The 22,181-nt window shown below is 42.7% G+C and carries 20 protein-coding genes, 1 tRNA gene and 1 pseudogene; 13 read left to right on the top strand and 9 right to left on the bottom strand.

Features of this window, described 5'->3' with window-relative positions:
* Positions 1-3: 3 nt before the first annotated feature.
* From atpA to T546_RS0119470, 5 genes are all read right to left on the bottom strand, one after another.
* Positions 4-1,512, bottom strand: a complete 1,509-nt coding sequence (atpA, locus tag T546_RS0119490; RefSeq protein ID WP_026893073.1) for a F0F1 ATP synthase subunit alpha — start codon at positions 1,510-1,512, stop codon at positions 4-6.
* Positions 1,513-1,517: 5 nt separating this feature from the next.
* A complete protein-coding gene (gene atpH / locus T546_RS0119485) occupies positions 1,518-2,021 on the bottom strand; it encodes an ATP synthase F1 subunit delta (protein WP_026893072.1) in 504 nt (167 codons plus the stop codon).
* Entirely contained in the window at positions 2,002-2,469 is a 468-nt protein-coding gene (gene atpF / locus T546_RS0119480) for a F0F1 ATP synthase subunit B (protein WP_242842263.1), read from the bottom strand. The genes atpH and atpF overlap by 20 nt, the downstream gene beginning before the upstream one ends.
* An 87-nt stretch (positions 2,470-2,556) precedes the next feature.
* Positions 2,557-2,775, bottom strand: coding sequence for an ATP synthase F0 subunit C (gene atpE, locus T546_RS0119475; RefSeq protein WP_026893070.1), 219 nt, complete (start codon positions 2,773-2,775; stop codon positions 2,557-2,559).
* Positions 2,776-2,805: 30 nt separating this feature from the next.
* Entirely contained in the window at positions 2,806-3,468 is a 663-nt protein-coding gene (locus tag T546_RS0119470; RefSeq protein ID WP_026893069.1) for a F0F1 ATP synthase subunit A, read from the bottom strand.
* A 1,744-nt stretch (positions 3,469-5,212) separates the two neighbouring features.
* On the opposite strand from T546_RS0119470, the pseudogene T546_RS26495 reads away from it, so the two are divergent.
* A pseudogene (locus tag T546_RS26495) lies at positions 5,213-5,384 on the top strand (IS630 family transposase); the annotation flags it as partial.
* Between the two features lie 1,019 nt (positions 5,385-6,403).
* Positions 6,404-6,985: a hypothetical protein gene (locus tag T546_RS0119465; protein WP_026893068.1), complete on the top strand. Its 582-nt coding sequence runs from the start codon at positions 6,404-6,406 to the stop codon at positions 6,983-6,985.
* Positions 6,986-7,280: 295 nt separating this feature from the next.
* Here the strand turns inward: T546_RS0119465 and T546_RS0119460 are convergent.
* The 3 genes from T546_RS0119460 to trmB form a co-directional block, all read right to left on the bottom strand.
* Positions 7,281-7,353, bottom strand: a tRNA-Lys gene (locus T546_RS0119460).
* A 109-nt stretch (positions 7,354-7,462) separates the two neighbouring features.
* Positions 7,463-7,615: a hypothetical protein gene (locus T546_RS25605; protein WP_166429841.1), complete on the bottom strand. Its 153-nt coding sequence runs from the start codon at positions 7,613-7,615 to the stop codon at positions 7,463-7,465.
* A gap of 85 nt (positions 7,616-7,700) precedes the next feature.
* A complete protein-coding gene (gene trmB / locus T546_RS0119450; RefSeq protein WP_026893067.1) occupies positions 7,701-8,339 on the bottom strand; it encodes a tRNA (guanosine(46)-N7)-methyltransferase TrmB in 639 nt (212 codons plus the stop codon).
* A gap of 213 nt (positions 8,340-8,552) precedes the next feature.
* Between trmB and T546_RS0119445 the strand changes: the two genes are divergently transcribed.
* The 10 genes from T546_RS0119445 to T546_RS0119400 all read left to right on the top strand — a co-directional run bounded on the left by T546_RS0119445 (position 8,553) and on the right by T546_RS0119400 (position 18,404).
* Complete coding sequence (locus T546_RS0119445) at positions 8,553-9,674, top strand: SH3 domain-containing protein (protein ID WP_026893066.1); 1,122 nt, start codon at positions 8,553-8,555, stop codon at positions 9,672-9,674.
* A gap of 217 nt (positions 9,675-9,891) precedes the next feature.
* Positions 9,892-10,203: a hypothetical protein gene (locus T546_RS0119440; protein ID WP_026893065.1), complete on the top strand. Its 312-nt coding sequence runs from the start codon at positions 9,892-9,894 to the stop codon at positions 10,201-10,203.
* A gap of 4 nt (positions 10,204-10,207) precedes the next feature.
* A complete protein-coding gene (locus tag T546_RS0119435) occupies positions 10,208-11,254 on the top strand; it encodes a V0D/AC39 family V-type ATPase subunit (RefSeq protein WP_026893064.1) in 1,047 nt (348 codons plus the stop codon).
* Positions 11,255-11,271: 17 nt separating this feature from the next.
* Entirely contained in the window at positions 11,272-13,200 is a 1,929-nt protein-coding gene (locus T546_RS0119430) for a V-type ATP synthase subunit I (RefSeq protein ID WP_026893063.1), read from the top strand.
* Positions 13,201-13,224: 24 nt separating this feature from the next.
* Positions 13,225-13,662: an ATP synthase subunit C gene (locus tag T546_RS0119425; RefSeq protein WP_026893062.1), complete on the top strand. Its 438-nt coding sequence runs from the start codon at positions 13,225-13,227 to the stop codon at positions 13,660-13,662.
* A gap of 2 nt (positions 13,663-13,664) precedes the next feature.
* Positions 13,665-13,973 (top strand): V-type ATP synthase subunit F, encoded by a 309-nt coding sequence (locus T546_RS0119420; protein WP_026893061.1) that lies wholly within the window; start codon positions 13,665-13,667, stop codon positions 13,971-13,973.
* Positions 13,974-13,989: 16 nt separating this feature from the next.
* Positions 13,990-14,592, top strand: a complete 603-nt coding sequence (locus tag T546_RS0119415) for a V-type ATP synthase subunit E (protein WP_026893060.1) — start codon at positions 13,990-13,992, stop codon at positions 14,590-14,592.
* Positions 14,585-16,351: a V-type ATP synthase subunit A gene (locus T546_RS0119410; RefSeq protein WP_026893059.1), complete on the top strand. Its 1,767-nt coding sequence runs from the start codon at positions 14,585-14,587 to the stop codon at positions 16,349-16,351. Before T546_RS0119415 ends, T546_RS0119410 begins: the two co-directional genes overlap by 8 nt.
* Positions 16,352-16,365: 14 nt before the next feature.
* Positions 16,366-17,769, top strand: coding sequence for a V-type ATP synthase subunit B (locus T546_RS0119405; RefSeq protein WP_026893058.1), 1,404 nt, complete (start codon positions 16,366-16,368; stop codon positions 17,767-17,769).
* Positions 17,770-17,780: 11 nt separating this feature from the next.
* On the top strand, positions 17,781-18,404 hold the full coding sequence (locus tag T546_RS0119400) for a V-type ATP synthase subunit D (RefSeq protein ID WP_026893057.1): 624 nt from the start codon (positions 17,781-17,783) through the stop codon (positions 18,402-18,404).
* A gap of 91 nt (positions 18,405-18,495) precedes the next feature.
* Here the strand turns inward: T546_RS0119400 and T546_RS0119395 are convergent, their stop codons facing one another.
* Complete coding sequence (locus T546_RS0119395) at positions 18,496-19,143, bottom strand: lactate utilization protein (RefSeq protein ID WP_330371964.1); 648 nt, start codon at positions 19,141-19,143, stop codon at positions 18,496-18,498.
* 302 nt (positions 19,144-19,445) lie between these two features.
* Here T546_RS0119395 and T546_RS0119390 point away from each other — a divergent pair, with 302 nt between their 5' ends.
* Entirely contained in the window at positions 19,446-22,127 is a 2,682-nt protein-coding gene (locus T546_RS0119390; protein WP_330371966.1) for a calcium-translocating P-type ATPase, PMCA-type, read from the top strand.
* Positions 22,128-22,181 lie beyond the last annotated feature (54 nt).

The raw sequence follows: 22,181 nt of genomic DNA, 5'->3' as shown, positions 1-22,181 counted from the left end.
ATCTTACACCCGTTTCTGTTTAAATTCAACCGCTGTATCAAGGATCTTCTGCTTAAGCTCATCAGAGATGGCCTTCGTCTCTTCAATCTCCTTGACAATCTCCGGATGTGCATTTTCAAAGTAATCAAGCATATCTCTCTGGAATGCCTTGATCTTTGAAACTTCAACATCAATAAGAAGACGATTGTTAGCAACAAGCAGGCTGATAACCTGAGCATGAAGGCTTAAAGGATGACATAAAGGCTGCTTTAACAGCTCTGTCAGTCCTCTTCCGTATTGGATCTGCTCCTTTGTCGCTGCATCCAGATCAGAACTGAACTGGGTAAATACTTCCATCTCACGACACTGAGCCAGATCGATACGAATGCTTCCTGCTGCCTTTTTCATAGCCTTAGTCTGAGCCGCACCACCAACTCGGGATACGGAAAGACCAACGTTAACAGCCGGTCTCATACCGGAGAAGAAAAGATCACTCTCCAGGAATATCTGTCCGTCAGTAATGGAGATAACATTGGTTGGAATGTAGGCAGATACGTCTCCTGCCTGAGTTTCAATGATTGGAAGAGCGGTAATGGAACCTCCTCCAAGTTCTTCCTTTAAGCGGCTGGAACGCTCCAGCAGTCTGGAATGAAGATAGAAAACGTCACCAGGATATGCCTCACGTCCGGGAGAACGCTCTAAAAGCAGTGACAGGGAACGGTAAGCCACTGCGTGCTTGGATAAATCATCGTAAACGATCAGAACATCTTTTCCCTTATGCATGAAATACTCTGCAAGAGCTGTTCCGGAATAAGGTGCAATGTACTGAAGGGGTGCTGGTTCGCTTGCGGAAGAATTTACCACGATGGTATATTCCAGAGCGCCGTAATGTGATAAAGTGTTAACAAGCTTTGCAACGGTAGAAGCCTTCTGGCCGATTGCAACATAAACACAGATCACATCTTTCCCCTTCTGGTTTAAGATCGCATCAATAGCGATGGAGGTCTTACCAGTCTGGCGGTCGCCGATGATAAGCTCACGCTGTCCACGTCCGATAGGGAACATGGAGTCAATGGCAAGAATACCTGTTTCCATAGGAACGGATACGCTCTTACGGTCAACGATGCCAGGTGCTTCATTTTCAATGGGACGGTAATCGTCAGAAACGATTTCACCCTTTCCATCGATAGGAGCTCCAAGAGAGTTTACAACTCTTCCTACGAACTTATCACCTACCGGAATACCTGCACGTTTTTTGGTTCTTGTTACTTTAGAACCTTCTTTTACTTCTCGGTCAGAACCAAAGAGGATGCATCCGATATCTTCTCTTCTGATATCCTGAACCATTCCTTTAATTCCATTATCAAATACAACGATTTCTCCGTACATCGCATGGTCAATACCATATACCGTTGCAATGCCGTCTCCAACGCTTATTACAGTTCCCACTTCCTGGTCCCTGGCATGAGCGTCATAATCTGCAATTTCACTTCTCAATATTGAAATAATTTCATCTGAATTGATGGAAGCCACGTTTTTCACCTCCGCATTATTTTTTGTTCTAATTGTCTCAGACGTCCCTTTAAGCTCCAGTCAGTCTCCACATCTCCTACACGGATGATGAATCCACCGATTAAACCGGGGTCTTCGATCAAGCGGAGTCTTATGTCCTTCTTCTCGTACTTTTTGCAAAGCATCGCCTTAATTTCCTGAAGCTGTGCTTCTTCCGGTTCCGTAACATAGTAAAGGGAAGCCTCTAAAACTCCCTCTTCCTCCGCTACCCGTGTACGATACGCCTCGAAGATATCATCTGCAAGGTCCATATCTCTCCGGTCCACGATCACCTTTAAAAAGGTTATCATCTCTTTTGGAAACACGCGCTCAATCACCTTATGCTTGCTGCCCTTTGGAATCACAGGGCTGCTTAAGGCACGCTTAAGCTCCGGCACTGTCTTTAGCGCCAGAGCCGTCTCCTCTATGGCCGTCTGGGAAATGGAAAGTTCAAAAAGAACCCGTCCGTAATTAATTGCTGCCTGCATCATGAGAATCACCTGCTTCTGCTATAAATGAATCATAAAGCGCCTTGTTTGCCATGGCACTCGCTTCCTGATTGACTACCTTTGCCGCCGCTGCGATTACTAAGCCGGCAATCTGAGCCTTGGCTTCGTTAAGCGCTTTTTCCTGATCGGCTTCCGCTTTTCTCTGTGCTTCTCCAATCACCCGGCCAGCCTCTTCTTCCGCATTCTCTAAAATACGGTCATATTGAACCTTGGCCTGATTTTTTGCTTCTTCGATAATCTTTAATCCTTCTTTTGAGGATTCAGCCAGCTTATCTTCATACTGCTTTTTCATCTCTGCTGCCTGGCCCTCAGAATTTTTGGCATTTGAAATGCTGTTCTCAATCATCGCCTGCCGCTTATTCATTACTTCCATAACCGGCTTAATCAGGAAATGCCTTAGCAAAAGATACAGGACAATAAGATTCAACATATTAAACACAACGTTCATATCCAGTCTAAGCATCTCTACCGCCTGCCTTTCTATTTATATTTTCCAATCGAATCCTGATTTCAGGCATTATTTGAGGAATAAGATGATAAGAAGGGCAATAACGAAACCGTAAATAGCAGTTGCCTCTGCAAGAGCACAACCTAATAAGAGAGCCTTGCTGATCTTGCCGTCTGCTTCTGGCTGTCTAGCAATAGCATCTACGGACTTAGCGGTTGCTAAACCGATACCAATACCTGCACCTAAACCTGTTAATACTGCGAGTCCTGCTCCAATAGCTGTAAACATAATAATCTCTCCTTTTAATTTAAACTAGTTTTACTCCACTGACTCCTTGATGAAAAGAGCCGTCAAAAATACAAATACATACGCCTGGATCAATCCGTCAAAAATGTCAAAATACATTGAAAACGGAATTGGAATGATCGCCGGAACGATCAGCTTTATAAGCTCCATAACAACGAACGCTCCTAAAACATTACCAAACAATCGCATACACAAGGAAAGCGGTTTGATAAACAGTTCCAGGATATTGATCGGCGCGATAATCGCGACCGGCTCCGCAAAGCCTTTAATAAAGCCTTTAAGGCCTTTCTTGTGAAAGCTTGCATATTCAATCAGCAGAATGCTTATAATAGCAAGCGCTGCGGTGGCATTTAAATCCTTGGTAGGCGGTTTAAGCCCTAGCAAACCAATGAGATTCGCAACACCGATGTAAATTGCCACAGACACAAGGTAGGGAATATAACGTCTTCCTTCTTCACCAATCAGGTCATCAAAAAAACCATAAAGACCACCGACCGCCAACTCCAGTACCTGCTGCTTCCTTCCAGGGTTCTCAACCTTTAAGTTCCTGACAAATATAATGGAAAGCAGCGTCAGGGCCGCCATGATAACCCACGTTACCACAACAGATTCCGAGATACCAATTCCTCCGAATACCGGGATGGTAAATACCGTTTCGCAGTTAAGTTCTTCCATTAACTTCTCTGCTAAATCCTCCGTAATGCTCACTTCCTTTCTTAGAGACAGCCTTTCTCTTTTTTATATTGTTTATCCTCTTTTTAAAATTGTATTTTTGGACATACAATTCCCTGGAGGTATATGGTGTATCATACTTTCAACCGCGAAAATTGTCAACTTTTTGGGTATTTCGTAACATCTTGTTAATGCGGGTTATTGTTTGAACATTTAAAACAACTTAAACAGTTATAATCCAGGTTTTATTATCAATATTTTTAATTAAAATGTAATAAAAAAGTAAAGTCGGGATTTTAAGATTCAATTTTCTAGGATTTATCACAATTTTTTGTTTTATATTTTATGAAAAATGACTATGTTTTTTTTATAACATAAAATTTAACCGTCATTACTTACGAAGCAAGGTATCCCAGAGACTTATTTGATGGAAAAAAAAGATACGATGAATCACGGTATTTTCCATCCCCATAACAAATCCTACAAATGCTCCCTAAGGGAATATATTAGTTTTAACACCCTTTCTTCTTATTAAATGGAACATATAAATAAGCCTTTTAAATTAACATAAGCTTAAATTAGCCTTACTGTTTATAAATATTTTACTGGAAATAAAAAATGACGGGAGCACAGCTTAATAATTCTTAATTCGATATGCTTTTATGGGAGTATTTCACTTGTTGGTTTTTCATGCTCCCTATGGCTCTTTCTTAAGACAAGATAACCACATGAGAATTACATCTTCTTAAGGCTATTATGCTTGTTATCTCCCATTTTATTCGATAGCATGAACCAAGTCCCATTATTATAGTAAGAAGAGGTTCCTAAATCGCATTAAAGCAATAAAAAACCGGCATGGAGTCATAGAACACTTTCCCCATCGCCAGTTTCTCTATTGCAGGCATATCATATCCTGCATTATGAAAATATTGATTTCTTCCCCAGCGACATTGCTCATCTAAAAAACCCAAAACCAGAGCTGTAATGACTTTGAAATTATCGAATCAATAATTTATTTTTTAAAAAATGAAAACACCGATCACGCAGCACTCTGTCTGCAAAACCAGTACTTTTTAGTGCGCCTACGGGGTCTCGAATTCCGGACAAACGATTAAGAGGATTGTTGATGTTTTGTACTCGTTTCGAGAGCCGCAGCCGTTAATCAGTGCGAAAATCGAGGTGGTGGCACAGTTGACATCTTTATTTTTTTGGTGTACTATAAAGATAGCTAAAAAACTTAATATTGCATGTTACACAAAGCGAAACCCTAGGAAGTGCGAATTCCTAGGGTTTCATTTAGGTTAGTTGTCCTTACCGTTTCGATCTAACCATTTACGTATGTAGTAGCTAACTACAGCCGCCATAATCGAAACTAAAAAACTTAATATATAATGCATGTTACACCCCCTCTCTGTTGCTAGGTATAGGGGGGACAACTATTACATTATATTTCCTTTTTCGCGTTTCGTCTACATTTTTTAGAAGAGGTAAACTCTGTTTATGAGAGCTCCCCCCTTTTGTTTCATAATTTGTTTCCCTGGTTGCCCGTAGCTGTTCCGATCAGGAAGTTATATGTGATACATTGCATCTGTTTTTTATCCAATCTTTGAATCTGATGATTTTCACATAGAATATTGTTCAGCCTTATCTTCCAGACGTCCTAATTCTAGGTCTTTCATTTTTTGAGGAAGCATTCAAAAATACACTAACAATTCTAGCACTGTATCCGAGAACAGAAAAGATAATACTTGTCACTGATAATCTCAATAACCATTCACCAGCCTCCCTGTATTAGGCATTTCAGCCAGAAGAAACGTGCAGGCTGGCAGAACTCTTCGAATGGCATTACACTTCAAAGCATGGAAACTGGTTGGATATGGCTGAAATTGAGATTGGGATTATGAGCCGCCAGGCTTTGTGTAAACCACTTTCAGGTTTGGACAGCTTCAAAAAACAGGTTCCTATTCAGACCATAAAACGGACTAGAAAATATATAAAAATAAACTGGTAGTTTAAAACACAAGATGCAAGAATCAAATTAGCCAGATCGTATCCGGTTATACTTTAAAAACTAATGGAATACAGTACTAATACATGTAAATATTGTGAACAGAACTTAAGTTTTTTCTTTGACTTTTTATAGCAGGAATATAAAAACCAATTGAAAGCATCCCTCTAGATGGCCTGGCCCCTGATGCGGTACAAAATTAACCGCTGTCCGGATCATCATAGGATCATAATAGACCGCAAGCTGCTGCGAAGTACCACCTACGAATATACATTCGCAGTTATATAGATTCTCGTAATGTTAGACCTATGGATGCACTGATTCTTAAAATAAACGGATCAGAAGTTATTAACTATAATGTATTGGAACAACTCTTTTTCAGAATAAGAAAATAGGCTGGTGTTGAAAGGCTGCATCCGCACTTATTAAGACATACATTTGCTGTCTTCTATCTTGTCGGTGGTGGAAACCAGAAATTTCTTCGTGATATGACTATTACTAGGGATTATGTAAAAATGGCGAACTAGTATCGCGTGATGGAAGCAGATGTATATAAGCTGGAGGATGTTTTTTCCGACAGATAAAATAGAAGTATCTGAATCAATCTTACATAATTGCCAGAGCATCCCGGCCGAGGACCTGGTTTGGATATTTCTAAAAATTATTGTAAGATTTTGCACTTGTAGTATAATTAAAATAGAATTATTCATTTATTTAAATAGGGTAGCATTAGCTTAATGTAATAGCAATATGGAGAAGTTTACGTGAATACAAGAAAAACAAATGGGAGTAAATATGTAGATAATATCTGTGTTTATTAATAAAGGAAGCGTTGTAAAATCTTAAACTTATTTCTTCAAATACAAGTCTATCTAGATGAGAAGAGGAAAATGCCGTGTTAGTTATATAAATATACAATGGAGGAATATTATGGAGGAGTATTATTTTGCAAACAAGGCCTTAGAGTGGGCGCAAGCTGTTATTTTTCAAGGAGAAAGGACGATTGAAACAGCCCAAAACAACATGATGATTTTTAACGACATGTATGGAGATGATTTTTCGTTATCTCTTGCTTCTAAATTTAGACAGGAGTCCGAAAGAAATAGGTTTAGAATTTTCATGGAAGAGCACTTTTTTATTATTGCATTAGCAAAATCGATCGACTTCTTTAAAAAATTTAATCATTTTGATGCCATAAGAAATGATATTTATAATAATTGGGGTAAGACAACTATTGATGATATTCGAAATATGAGGGAACATGATGATGAATTTATAGTTGGGAAAGGAAAAACTCGTCCCCAAAATTTCCTGCATGAATATCAGTCTCGAAGATATATTTCTGACGCTACTAGTACGATTATGGATTTTTCAAAAAGAGAATATCTCCTTGGAGGCAGATTAAATATATTTGAAGTAGTAGACTTTTACAATAATAAATTTAAAAATATTAATGCTATTTACGAAAAACTAATTAAAGAAATAAAGAATAACGAAATGAATCAATTTTAAAAGTAAAATTATTAACAGGAAGAAATTACTAAAGAGAAATTCAAGAGTATCCGAAACAAAACTACGTACGATCTGCGTGTTTTGGCTTCTCATTATATTTATATTGAAGTAAATATATAAAATAATATTTTCAGAATCAAAAAGAAGTACTATTCCGACGCTTGCCTCCGTCAGTATAGTACTTTTTTACATTAAGCCCTTCAAAAAGGACAAATAGATTCTCACCCATTATTTTTACACAAAGGAAAAGCACCGACCCCGCAGCTCTCTGTCTGCAAAACCAGTACTTTTTTAGTGCGCCTTCGGGGGCTCGAACCCCGGACAAATAGATTAAGAGTCTACTGCTCTACCAACTGAGCTAAAGGCGCTTGTCTTTCGTTTTTCATGTGCTCTCGTCTCAAGCACGAGTGTAATTATATAACCGTATTCAACAAAAGTCAACACCTTTTTTACAAATTATTTACTCTTTTTTAGATTTTATTTATTTTTCTTATTTTTCCCTGAATTCCCACCTAGTGTTTTGTTCACTTCTACGAATGATTTGTTAAAAGTAAGAAGCTTCTTATTTAAGTCAGTCTTGTCGCTGGTTGCCTGAAGAAGCTTATTTGTAACCTTGTCTTTCATTCCCATGACCATTCACCTGAATCTTCTTTTTCTATATTATATGCAAAACCGGTGCCCTGTTCATAAAAACTGGCACCGGTTACTTATTTTTTTATTTTCTTCCTGCGACCAGCTTATAAATGGGATTTCCTTTTGAAGAAAACTTCTCTTCATATTCTGTCATTACATTTCCCTCACCCATTTCGCTGTGATGAAGGTCATAGGTAAATTCCTTAATCTCCCACACATCCCCTGGTATAGCTTCCAGAGAGTAATCGAACAGGCCTTTATTGTCTGTTTTAAATTCTACCACACCGTCTGGCGTTAAGATCTTATCATAGACTTCCATGAACTCCCCGGAGGTAAGCCTGCGCTTTGCATGCCTGTCCTTTGGCCATGGGTCTGAAAAATTCAGATAGATCTTCTGAACTTCTCCCGGCTCATAGATGTCCATGAGATTTTTCGCATCGACACACATGAAGTAAATATTATCAAGCTCTAAGCCTTCTCTTTTTTGAAGTCCACGCAACAGTACGCTTGGGTAACGTTCAATTCCTACATAATTAATGTCCGGATGAAGGGATGCAAGTTCCATAATAAATCTGCCCTTCCCCATACCTACTTCTATTTCAATGGGCCTCTCATTTCCAAAGACTTCGTTCCACCGGCCCTTTTTCTCCTCCGGGTTCTGAACCACATATGGACTGGCTGCGATCTCTTTTTCCGAGCCTGGTATGTGACGTAACCTCATATTATAATTCCTCCAAATAGTTCTATCGTATTCTATCTATCCCGTCTTGCATAGCAGGTAGATTGTATCATATTAGAAGGGACAGGTGCAAGATACGGGAAAAAATTAATAAAAGAAAAAAAATCGTAAAAAAATAACAGGTGCCAAAACCTTTTAAATCAGGTATAATACCTATATATTGGAATACATCCGTTTTTGCAAAGGAGGAAATATATGGGAACGACCGACAACAACTTCTGGATCAGAATCCAGCAGGGTCTTAGGGAGACAGAGATACTCATGAATCAGCAGCAGTTCAATCTGTCCATGATCAAAGCCCGACAGACACTGGAATATATGGTAAACTATTTAGGAGAAAAAGCCCTGATTGTGGAAGGAGATTTAGCGGACAGCATTGATCAGCTATTTGAAGGACGTCTGATTTCCCAAACTTCCAAGGACCATTATCACAGAATACGAATGATCGGCAACAAAGCCGTACACGAAGGCAGCGACAGTCCGTATGATGCCGGAGAAGCCTTAAAGCTTCTGGCAGCGGAAGTACATGCCTTTTCTAATACATTTCAAAGGAAAAGTCCGGAGGATGCAGCCTACAGACAGCGCTCCGCTCCCCTTAAGCCAGTTCCCATTGCATCCAGCGACCGTGTTGGAAAAAGCAGTGCCGTAAGAAACAGTGCTGCAAGAAACAACTCCGGCAGTAGCAGCGCAGGGAGAGGCACCCCAGGGAGAGCCAATGCTCATCAGGGACAGAGACAAGCTCAAAGACCACACCCTCAGGGAAGTGGGGATAGAAAAGCTGCCAATCGGACAGCCACGACAAGACAAGTTCAAAGAGGTACTCCAAAAGGACGGAGCAGGCGCCGTTCCTCAAGGAATACGCCGGATACCAGCGGCTTATTAAAGCCGGCATTGATATTTTTAGGGATTCTGGTTATTGTTTTAATCTTTGTAAAACTGGTTCCTGGTAAAGGCGGGAAGCAGAACCCGACCCAAGCTGAGACGTCTTCCCAAATCGAGACAGAGGCGACCAGCAGTCCGGAAACCACAGAGGCAGCCACGGAAGAAGCAACAGAAGCGCCTAAGACTTATACCACAAAAAGCAAGCTGAATGTGCGCTCCACCCCTTCTACCGACGGCACAAAGCTTGGCAGCCTTGCAGCCGGTACTAAGGTTGAATTTGTAAAGACATATGATGACAAATGGACTGTCATCACGTTCGAAGGAAAAGAAGCTTACATTGCTACAGAATTTTTAACGGTATCAGAAGAAACTGGGGATACCGGCACCGAAGAGACAACTGCGACTTCAGAAACTACGAAGAAAGCCGGTCAATAAACTTGAGAAAACGAAGACAGCGAAAAAGACTTTCCCTGTCTTCGTTTTTGTATAAATGATGCATAATTGCATTATGTAATGCATAAGTTGTCCTTATTGATTAAATTTTCATAAAATTGTCTATTTTTGCTAATTTGGTATGGTATTTTTTTCAAATTATAGTATCATTATATATACAATACGTTATTCAACAAAACATAACTAAGGAGGCTACGGTATGGATAAGGTTATTGAGAAGATATCTGATATCGAATCGGCAGCAACTTCCATTATGGATAACGCTAACGAGCGAAAAAAAGCATTTGCCAAGGAAATGGAGGACCGCACGGCAGCATTCGATTCTGATTTAGAAGAAAAAACAAATAAAAAGATTGAAGCACTGCGTAACCAGCTGGAAGTCGAGATGAACCGCCAGCTTGAAAAGCAGCTAAGTGATTCAAAGCGAATTCTTGCCACACTGGAAACCCATTTTGAAGAGCAGCACAGCCAGTATGTGGAGGATTTATTTCAAACTATGATAAAGGAGTGATTACATGGGGGACCTACTGTCCTACAGCGGCATTACCACCAAAGTAAGGGCGATGGAAAGCCATCTGATCTCAGAGAATCAGTTTCGCGAAATGGCCGGGCTGTCGACGGTTGCTGAGGCTGTGGATTACTTAGGCCACTTAAAAGCCTACGATGGTCTCTTTACGGACCTGGAAGGTACCAGTCTGCACCGGGGAGCCATTGAACAAAAACTGATCCTTTCCCTTTACAAGGATTTTGCCAAGCTATACCGATTTGCAAACTTGAACCAAAGAAAGTTTCTTGATCTTTATTTCATGCACTTTGAAATCGATATTCTGAAAAAAAGTCTCCGTAACGCCATAGGAAACAATCATGTGGATATCGATCTTTCTGTTTTTGAGGATTTTTTCAAGCTTCATTCCAAGCTGGACTTAATAAAACTGTCCGCATCCAGAAGTCTTTCTGACTTCTTATCAAACCTGGAAGGCTCTATTTATTATGATTTTCTCTCAGGATTGTCAGATTCAAGAGAACCTACCTTATTTGATTATGAGGTCCATCTGGATCTTTTGTATTTTAAGTCGATTTGGAAGGTTATGGGGAAACATTTAAAGAAGGAAGAAAGAGAACTGCTCTCCCGCTGCTTTGGCAGCAAGCTGGACCTGCTTAATATCCAGTGGATTTACCGCTCCAAAAAGTACTACAATCTACAATCTACGGACATTTATTCCCTTCTCATTCCCACCAATTATCATCTAAACAAGGAGCAGATTACAAAAATGGCAGAGGCCGGTTCCATAGAAGAATTCTACGGGGTGCTTAAAACCACCTACTATGGCCGGAAAGCGGATATAGAGGTTTTTGATTTGCCGGACCTGGAAAAGCTTACAAAGGAGGTACTTGACAAGATCTACCGTTCCACCAGCCAGCAAAATCCGTACTCCATTGCAACACTGAATTCTTACCTCTACTTTAAAGAGGCTGAGATTCAAAAAGTTATTACCCTCATAGAGAGCATCCGGTACCGACTAAGTCCGGATGAAATTATCTCCTATGTGGAAAACCAGTAAAGGGGGTTGCATTTTCTGTGATAGAAAAGATGAAATTCTTAAGTATCACCGGGCCCAAGGAGGATATCGACCGGGTAGTAGACACCTACCTATCCAAATATGAGATCCATCTGGAAAATGCCTTGTCAGAACTTAAAACGGTGCAAGACTTAAGGCCTTTTGTTGAGACCAATCCATACAAGGATATCAGTCAGCGAGCCGAAGAGCTTTCCCAGCTACTTTCTCCAGACGGAGAACAGACGGGCCACAAAAAGATGACCGTTTCTCAGGCAGCTGATATCATTGAGGCGATCGGGAGCGAAACAGAAGAATTAAAAGCCAGAGAAGAGACCTTGTTAGCCAAGCGGGATTCTTTAAAAGAATCACTGCAACGGATTCTTCCATTTACCGCATTGAATTACGACTTAAGCTCCATCCTTCATTTTAAGTACATCAAATTCCGCTTTGGCCGCATTTCACACGAGTATTACCATAAGTTTGAGGACTATGTGTACGATACCATTGATACGGTTTTATACAAATGCAGGGAAGATGATGAGTATGTATGGTTGGTCTATTTTGTACCGGATACGATTTCAAACAGGATTGATGCTATTTATGCTTCCATGCACTTTGAACTGATTACCGTTCCGGACGAGTATAAGGGTACCCCCTTTGAGGCGACCAAAACCCTGGAAGATAACATGAAGGCAGTCCAATTGGAGATTAATGATTTAAGAAAACAGCTTTCAACCTTTCTGGAATCAAAGCGTGATGATCTTTTATCCGCCAGAGACCGGCTGGAAAGCTTCTCTACCAACTTTAATGTAAGAAAATTAGCGGCCTGTACGAGACAGAGCAGGAATACTTTCTATATTCTTTGCGGCTGGATGAGCCACCGGGATGCCGATTCCTTTCAGAATGACATTTCCGATGATGAAAAGACCTTTTGCATTGTTGAGGAGAACCATGAAAATATCATCAGCCGTCCTCCTACAAAGCTTTTAAATCCCGGACTGTTTAAGCCTTTTGAGATGTTTATCCGGATGTATGGGCTTCCTGCCTATAATGAGATCGATCCTACTATATTAATTGGTCTCACCTATTCCTTCCTCTTTGGGTTCATGTTTGGAGATGTGGGACAGGGGCTTTGTCTTTTTATCGGAGGGTTTCTTCTTTACCGGATGAAAAAAGTCAACCTGGGAGCCATCCTCTCCTGCTGCGGATTCTTTTCCACCATATTCGGGTTCCTGTTTGGAAGTATTTTCGGATTTGAAGATATCATCCATCCAGTGTGGTTAAGGCCCATGCAGCATATGACGAATCTTCCATTTATCGGACGTCTGAACACCGTATTTATCGTTGCAGTATCATTGGGTATGGGAATTATACTCCTTACCATGATTCTAAACATCATAAACAGCTACCGTTCCAGAGACCCGGAACGAACCTTTTTTGATACCAATGGCCTGGCTGGATTTGTATTTTATGCCGGACTGGTGCTCACAATTGTACTTTATATGACCGAGAACCCCATACCAGCTTCTGCTTTACTGGTCATTATGTTCGGTCTTCCCCTTGTCATCATGTTCTTTAAGGAACCTCTTACCCATCTGGTGGAGCGAAAGTCAAGGATTATGCCTAAGGAAAAGGGCATGTTTGTAGTTCAGGGCTTTTTTGAACTCTTTGAAGTGCTTTTAAGCTATTTTTCCAATACACTATCCTTTGTCCGTGTGGGGGCTTTTGCCATCAGTCATGCGGCCATGATGGAAGTGGTACTAATGCTCTCCGGTCATGAAGCCGGAACTGTAAACTGGCTCGTTGTGGTCTTAGGCAATTTATTCGTCTGCGGCATGGAGGGACTGATTGTTGGTATCCAGGTGCTGCGTCTGGAATATTATGAATTATTCAGCCGCTTTTACCGGGGAACCGGCCGCGCATTCAAGCCATACGGAAAAAAAATATAAAAAACATATCAGGAGGTACCTATTATGTCTATATTAGTAAAAATTACCTTAGCTATTGCTTTAACTTTAAGCATTGCTCTTCCCCTCTTCGCATTTGCCATGGGTGAAAAAACAAAGGGACGTTATAAAACAGCATTATCTGTCAATGTACTCTTATTCTTTGGCACTCTCATCGTTTCCAGTGTTCTCATGTTCCAGGGCCAGGCGGAAGCTTCCGCAGCCGCTGCTGCCACTGAAGCCACTGCCGGTGTTGCAGGCATGGGTTATCTGGCTGCTGCTCTTTCTACCGGTCTTGCCTGTGTGGGCGGCGGTATTGCCGTATCCGCTGCAGCCAGTGCTGCTCTTGGTGCCATTAGCGAAGACAGTACTATTTTAGGTAAGTCACTCATCTTCGTAGGTCTTGCCGAAGGTGTTTGTCTTTACGGTCTGATCATTTCCTTCATGATCCTTGGAAAGCTTTAATCATGAAAATGTATTTAATCAGCGACAACTTAGACACCTGGGCCGGCATGAGGCTGGCAGGGGTGGAAGGAGCTGTCGTACATGAAAAAGCTGAGCTTAAAAATGAACTGGATAAAGTACTGGCCGATAAGGAAATCGGGATCATACTCCTGACGGAACATTTCGGCAGGGAGTTTCCGGACATCATTGACGATGTGAAACTAAACCGGAAGCTGCCTCTGATCATTGAAATTCCTGACCGCCACGGTACCGGCCGCAAGCCCAACTTTATCACAGATTATGTAAACCAAGCTATCGGATTAAAACTATAAGAAAGAGGTGGTCATCTTGACAACTGAGGAAAAACTACAGCATTTTCTAGAGTTTTGTATGGAAGATGCCAGATCCCGAAGTGCGAAGATGCTTGATGAATATACTGCCGCTCTGGAAGAGGCCTTTACAGAGCATCAGCAAAACGCCATCCGGCGGGCCGAACAGCAGGTGGAATTGGAGAAAAAGCAGATCGAGCGGGAAACCAACAAAAAGCTGTCACTGGAACAGATTAATATCAGACGGGAATTCGGAAAGAAGCAGGATGAACTAAAGGAAAAGCTGTTTCAGGAACTTTTAGACCGGCTCACAGAATATATGAAGACCCCGGAATATACAACCCTACTAAATAATCAGGCGCGAAAAGCTTTAGAGCTGGCTGATAAAGACTTTATCACAATCTACATTGATCCTCAGGATGAGGAAAAGCTTAAGGATTTAAGCATTCCCCAAAGTGCGGAGCTTTTAGTGAGTGAATACTCTTTTATGGGCGGTATCCGAGCCGTCATCCCATCGAGACATATTTTAATCGATAATTCGTTCCAGACCAAGCTTTCCGAAGCGAAGCGCGACTTCCGCTTTGATTTAAAGGATATTATGGGAGGTGAGGCCAATGACTAGTACAGGTAAAATCTCCGGTATCAACGGCCCTGTCATCTATCTAAAGGGTGATACCGGGTTTAAAATGAATGAAATGGTTTTCGTAGGAAAAGACCATCTGGTGGGCGAGATCATCGGCCTTACGGACCGGCGGACCACCATTCAGGTATATGAAGAAACCAGCGGCTTAAAACCGGGTGAAGTCGTTATTTCCACAGGACTTCCTGTGTCCGTTACCCTGGCCCCTGGTATCTTAAATAACATATTTGACGGAATTGAACGCCCCTTAAAGGAAATTGCCAAAACAGGCGGCCCATATATTGACCGGGGTATTCAGGTTGATTCCCTTGATACGAAGAAGCTGTGGGATACCCATATCACCGTTAAGAGGGGAGATCATCTTTTCCCTGGCTCTATTATTGCAGAGGTGCCGGAAACTCCGGCCATTACCCATAAGGTCATGATTCCACCGGATATGGAGGGCTTTGTAGAAAGCGTGGTCCCAGATGGTTCCTACACCATTGACCAGCCAATTCTGACCCTTAAGCTGGCAGACGGGACCGTAAAGGAACTTACCATGACTCAGAAATGGCCCATCCGGATTCCAAGGCCTACCCTAAAGCGTTATCCTGCGGCCAAGCCCCTGATTACCGGACAGAGAATCATTGATACTCTCTTCCCTCTGGCAAAGGGAGGCACCGCCTGTATTCCTGGTGGATTTGGAACCGGTAAGACTATGACCCAGCACCAGATCGCCAAATGGTCTGATGCGGATATCATCATCTATATCGGATGCGGCGAGCGCGGCAACGAGATGACTCAGGTCCTGGAGGAATTCTCAGAGCTTGTGGATCCCCGTTCCGGCAATCCATTAATGGACCGTACCACGCTCATTGCCAATACTTCCAATATGCCCGTTGCCGCCAGAGAGGCCAGCCTTTACTCCGGCCTTACCCTGGCAGAATACTACAGGGATATGGGATACCACGTTGCCATTATGGCGGATTCCACCTCACGTTGGGCCGAGGCGCTCAGAGAGCTGTCCGGACGTCTTGAGGAGATGCCAGCCGAGGAAGGCTTCCCAGCCTACCTGGCTTCCCGCTTATCTGCCTTTTATGAAAGAGCTGGCATAATTCAGAACTTAAACGGCACGGAGGGTTCTGTTACCATCATCGGAGCGGTTTCCCCTCAGGGCGGTGACTTCTCTGAGCCAGTCACCCAGAACACCAAGCGTTTCGTCCGTTGCTTCTGGGGCCTTGACCGGAACCTTGCAAACGAACGCCATTTCCCTGCCATTCACTGGCTCAGCAGCTATTCGGAATATTTGACCGATTTAGCCCCATGGTACGTGGACTACGTGGATAAACGATTTGTGGACTACAGAAACCGTCTCGTATTCATACTGACTCAGGAAAGCAGCCTGATGGAAATTGTAAAGCTCATCGGTGGAGATATGCTGCCCGATGACCAAAAGCTGATTCTTGAAATAGCAAAGGTCATCCGTATTGGCTTCCTTCAGCAGAACGCATTCCATAAGGAGGATACCTGTGTCCCCATGGAAAAACAGTTTTTAATGATGGATTTAATCCTGTATCTATATAAGAAATCACGTTCCCTGATCTCCATGGGAATGCCTATGTCTGTATTAAGGGAGGATCCTATTTTTGATAAGATCATTTCCTTAAAATACGACGTCCCCAATGACCGGCTGGATCTTTTTGATGACTATAAAAAGCAGGTTGATGCCTTTTATGATTCCGTCATTGAACGAAACGCTTAGAAAGGAGGCAGATTATGGCAATCGAATATTTAGGCTTAAGTGCCATCAACGGCCCCCTGGTCGTATTGGAAGGCGTCCAGAATGCTGCTTTTGATGAAATTGTGGAAATGACCGTGGCAGGCAAGACAAAAAAGCTTGGAAGAATTATTGAGGTATATGAGGATAAGGCCATTATCCAGGTCTTTGAGGGCACTGATGGTCTGGCGCTAAGAAATGTACACACCCGGCTTACGGGAAGACCGATGGAGCTTTCCGTATCCGAAGATATGCTGGGACGTACCTTTAATGGAATCGGAGTTCCCATCGACGGACTTGGTGATATCGGCTCCGACCATTTACTTGATATCAATGGAAAGCCTTTAAATCCCGTGACCAGAGAATATCCCAGAGACTATATCCGTACCGGAATCTCAGCCATCGACGGACTGATGACCTTAATCCGGGGACAGAAGCTTCCGATTTTCTCCGGTAATGGTCTTCCCCACGATGAACTGGCGGCTCAGATTGTTCAGCAGGCATCCTTAGGTGATGATGCGGATTCCAGCGAAAAATTTGCCGTCGTGTTTGCGGCTATGGGTGTAAAATACGACGTGGCTGATTTCTTCCGCAGAACCTTTGAGGAGAGCGGTGTTTCCGACCACGTTGCCATGTTCATTAACCTGGCCAATGACCCTGTGGTGGAGCGTCTTATCACTCCAAAGGTGGCTTTGACCCTTGCAGAGTATCTGGCATTTGAACGGGGCATGCATATCCTTGTTATTTTAACCGATATGACCGCTTATGCAGAAGCCCTCCGTGAGGTCTCCTCCTCAAAAGGTGAGATTCCTTCCAGAAAAGGGTATCCAGGCTATCTATACAGTGACCTTGCATCAATTTATGAGAGAGCAGGCATTGTAAAGGGAAGACACGGATCAGTAACACAGATTCCAATCCTAACCATGCCAAACGATGATATCACCCACCCCATTCCCGACTTGACCGGATATATTACGGAGGGACAGATTGTTCTCGACCGCAGCCTTTACGGTCAGTCCGTATATCCACCCATTAACGTACTGCCCTCTTTAAGCCGTCTGATGAAGGATGGAATCGGAGAAGGATTTACAAGAGCGGACCATCAGGGTGTTGCAAACCAGCTCTTCTCCTGCTATGCAAAGGTTGGAGACGCAAGAGCTCTGGCTTCTGTTATTGGTGAAGATGAGCTATCTCCCATTGATAAAAAATATCTGATATTTGGTAAGGAGTTTGAAAACCGCTTTGTAGGACAGGGTGACCACACCAACCGGAACATTTTAGAGACTCTTACCATTGGCTGGGAGCTTTTAGGACTTCTTCCCCGCGGTGAGTTAGACCGTGTAGATACGAAAGTCCTGGATCAATATTACAAGGAAACTGCCCCGGAAGCTTCGAATGAATAGGAGGGAAATCCATGAATCCCAATACATTTCCCACCAAGGGAAATTTAATTCTAGCTAAAAACTCTCTCGCTCTGGCCAGACAGGGCTATGAGTTGATGGATAAAAAGCGGAATATCCTGATCAAAGAGCTGATGGAGCTGATCGACGAGGCAAGGGGAATCCAGTCTGAAATCGATGTGACCTTTACCTCCGCCTATAAAGCGCTGCAAAAGGCAAACATCGAGCTGGGAATTGACTATGTAAAGGACATTGCCATGGCTGTTCCCATTGATGACACCGTTCGCATTAAGACCAGAAGCATTATGGGAACAGAAATCCCTCTAGTAGAGCATGAGGGCAGACCCTTAAATCTGACCTATGCGTACTACAGCACCAGGGAATCCCTTGATGAGGCCCGCTCTAAGTTTGAAAAGGTGAAGGAGCTGACCCTAAAGCTCTCTTCCGTGGAAAACTCCGCTTACCGTCTGGCAAACAGCATCAAGCGAACCCAGAAACGGGCAAATGCACTGAAAAATATTACCATTCCCCGCTATGAATCACTGACAAAAAGCATATCAAACTCCCTGGAGGAAAAAGACAGGGAGGAATTTACAAGGCTTAAGGTGATTAAACGAACGAAAAAAAGCGGGAATTAAAAGAATGCGTCTTGATACGGCATAAAGCCGTTTCAAGACGCATTTTTATCCTTCTATCTATATCTTCCTTCCGCGTTCTAACTCTCTTTTCCTAATATCCATACTCCCCTTCCACAAAGATGACCTTGATTCTCTCCTCTGTGAACTGTCCCGCGATCAAAACAAAATCATTGCATATCCTGTTTTTATGACTGCAATCAATGCAGCGGTCCAAGACGGTACATGGGGTTCCCTTATTCAGCCGTTTGGCATCTAATGTGGCTGCAATCTGTCTGGTTCGCTTAATGGCTTCCTCCGTGTCCTTTACAAGCTTATTGGTGCCCACCACCACAAGGACCTGATCCGGTCCATAAAGCATGGGTGCCACGCGGCTGCCGTTGCCGTCTATATTAAACAGCTTTCCATCCATGGTAACTGCATTGGTTCCGGTTATAAACGTATCAGCCAAGAAATTTTTTCGATATAGTTCCCGCTTTTTTTCTTTTGTCAGTGATGGCTCATATTTATCTAGGAATACAAGATCCCGTTTTCTAAGCTCATCAAATACCCCAAGTTCTTCTAAGGTAACAGAATCTCCGCAGCCTACTGTGGTATGATCGGGAATAAACGTATTTAAAAGCGTGAACAGCTCTTCTTTGTCAGCTGCAAAGTATGCGCCCATACGATGTTTTTTAAGAGATTTCATAGCCGCTTCTATTTCAGGATTAACTGGATTATCCTTCATAGTATCTACATTCATATTTGCCTCCTTTTAGCTGTACGGTGTATTTTATTATTTCCTATAATCTAACATAAAATAGAAGCAAAGAAAAGAATAAAAGGAACCTGTCTCTTAACTGTTGACAAAAATTATCCGTTTATGGTATGATGAGAAAACACTTGAGGGAGTAGTTTGCGCAGTTTATCTGCGTGCCAAGTCAACATACTGACCGTTTTACGGTCTGGCTTGTCTTAATAAACGAGACTCATGTATAGCACCGGGCTATACATGGTCTATTTTTTTTGACTCATGCATAGCTGGTCTATGCATGAGTTTTTGTTATATATAAACAAATTAAGGAGAGAACTGCATTGAAAGAATTTCAGGAGAACACGCGTGATTTACTGGAGCGATTAAACACCGACGGGTCAGTCGGTCTAAGCACCGGACAGGTGGACGCCCAGAGGGAACGATACGGAAGCAATACGCTGACAAAGGAAAAGCCTGAATCTTTGTTAAAGCGAATTGCAGAAGCCGCCAGCGAGCCAATGATTTTAATGCTCATTATGGCTGGTGTCATTGCCCTTATTGTAAACATCATACGAGCCACTACCGGCTCTGAGGCAGACTTTTTAGAGTGTCTGGGAATTTTTGCCGCCATCTTCCTTTCCGTATTGATTACGGTCATTATGGAAGGCAAAAGTGCCAAAGCCTTTGAAGCTTTATCAAAAATCAGTGATGACACCATGATTAAGGTCATCAGAGACGGAAACACAGTGCTGCTCAGCCAAAAAGACATCGTTGTGGGAGATATTGTCCTTATAGCCACCGGCGACCGTGTTCCGGCTGACGGAAGACTTCTTCAAAGCTCCGGACTGGCATCCGATGAATCTGCACTGACTGGAGAAAGCGTGCCAGCGAAAAAAGACGCGCTGCTGCTGATACCGGACGAAAAAACACCCCTTGCAGAGCGGGCCAATATGGTTTATTCCGGCAATTATATTACCAGTGGATACGGAAAAATGGTGGTCACAGCCGTTGGAGACCACACAGAATTTGGAAACATAGCAAGGGAACTGACGAGTGTAGAGCGTGCCAGCACACCTCTTCAGGAAAAGCTTGCAAGACTGGGAAAGACCATTACCATACTTGGTATCATTGCTGCTGCCATTGTATTTGTATCCGAGCTTATATCCTTTTCCCTCTCCGGCGGTCTTACTCTTGAGGCAGTCCTCGATGCCTTTGTTACCAGCATTGTACTGATTGTAGCCGCTGTACCAGAAGGACTTCCCACCATTGTGGCGGTATCCTTATCCATTAATATCATTAAGCTTTCAAAGCAAAATGCCCTGGTTAAAAAGATGATTGCATCTGAAACCGTAGGCTGTATCAATGTCATCTGCTCCGACAAGACCGGAACACTGACAGAGAACAAGATGACTGTTTCCGCTTTTTATGACGGAGAATGGAAAGAAAAGACCGGGGAGCTTCATTCTGACTGGCTGGTACACAATATCTGCCTGAATACCACTGCAGATATTTCCCCTGACAGTTCCTTTATTGGAAATCCTACGGAATGCGCCATGTTAAGCTTTTACCAGAATTCTAAGGCATGCAAAATAAGTGGAAAATCTTATAAAGAAGAACGCTCCGATCATGACGTCCTTCATGCCTTCCCATTTTCCTCTGAGCTTAAGCATATGACCACCATCAGTAAGGTAGACGGAAAAATCATCTCCTACGTAAAGGGCAGCCCGGAATGCGTATTTTCCATGTGCTCGCTTTCCGATGACAAGCGTTCTGAGATTGAAGCTTACATTGTAAAAGCCCAGGAAAGGGCGATGCGGGTCATTGCCTTTGCACATAAAGAGCTGATGGAAATGAAGGATTATGAAGATGAGCTCCATCACAACGCCATGGAAAAGGACATGGTCTTTGACGGATTTGTTGCCATCTCCGATCCTCTCCGCGCTGATGTTTACGATGCCGTCAAGCATTGCCGCATGGCTGGCGTTGATTTAAAGATCCTCACAGGAGACAATATCATAACCGCAACAGCCATTGCTAATGAGCTTCATATTCTTGATAATGGACGCCTTGCAGTGGAGGCTAGCGAGATTGCAGATATGAACGATGATGAGCTCCTTCAAATGCTTCCTAAGATCAGTGTCATTGCAAGAAGTACACCTTCCACCAAGATGCGTGTGGTAAAGCTGTTAAAGTCCCAGAACAATGTAGTAGCCGTTACCGGGGATGGAATTAACGATGCCCCAGCCCTTAAAAACGCGGACGTAGGAATCGCCATGGGTATTTCCGGAACCGAGGTATCCAAAGAAGCCAGTGATATTGTTCTTCTTGATGACTCCTTCTCGACCATCGTAAAGGCCATTGCCTGGGGACGCGGTATTTATGAGAACTTTAAGCGTTTCATTCAGTTTCAGCTTACGGTAAATGTCTCTTCCGTTATTGTGGTATTTACCTCCATCATCTTAGGATTCAAGGCGCCATTTACAGCCCTTCAGCTGTTATGGATCAACATCATTATGGACGGACCCCCAGCCCTTACCCTCGGTCTTGAACCGATTTATGATGATCTTATGAACCGTCCGCCCACAGGAAGAAGCGACAACATTATATCAAAGACCATGTTCTTAAGAATCGGACTTACAGGGCTTTATATCTCAGTTATTTTCTTATGTCAATATATGTTCAACTTCTTAGGCGCTACGGATCAGGAAATGACCACCGTTCTCTTTACCCTGTTTGCATTGTTCCAGTTATTCAATGCATTCAACTGCAGAGAGCTTCATGCTACCAGTATCTTTAAACACTTATTAAAGAACCGGATTATGCTTTTAGTCATCTCCATCACCTTCCTTTTACAGATACTGATCATACAGTTTGCAGGCGCATTTTTCGGAACTGTGCCCCTTGGAATCATCATGTGGCTGAAGATATTTGGTCTTAGCTTCAGCGTTATTATCATATCGGAATTGGTAAAACTGCTTATAAGACGCAGATAAATAAAAGCCAGTGACACGATTGCCTTACAGGCAGCCGGGTCTCTGGCTTTTTAT

Origin of the sequence: [Clostridium] aerotolerans DSM 5434, from assembly GCF_000687555.1 — a bacterium.
In the GTDB taxonomy this organism is placed as follows: domain Bacteria; phylum Bacillota; class Clostridia; order Lachnospirales; family Lachnospiraceae; genus Lacrimispora; species Lacrimispora aerotolerans.
The sequence above is the reverse complement of the archived record's forward strand: the minus strand, read 5'-3'. Positions and strand labels throughout refer to the sequence as shown.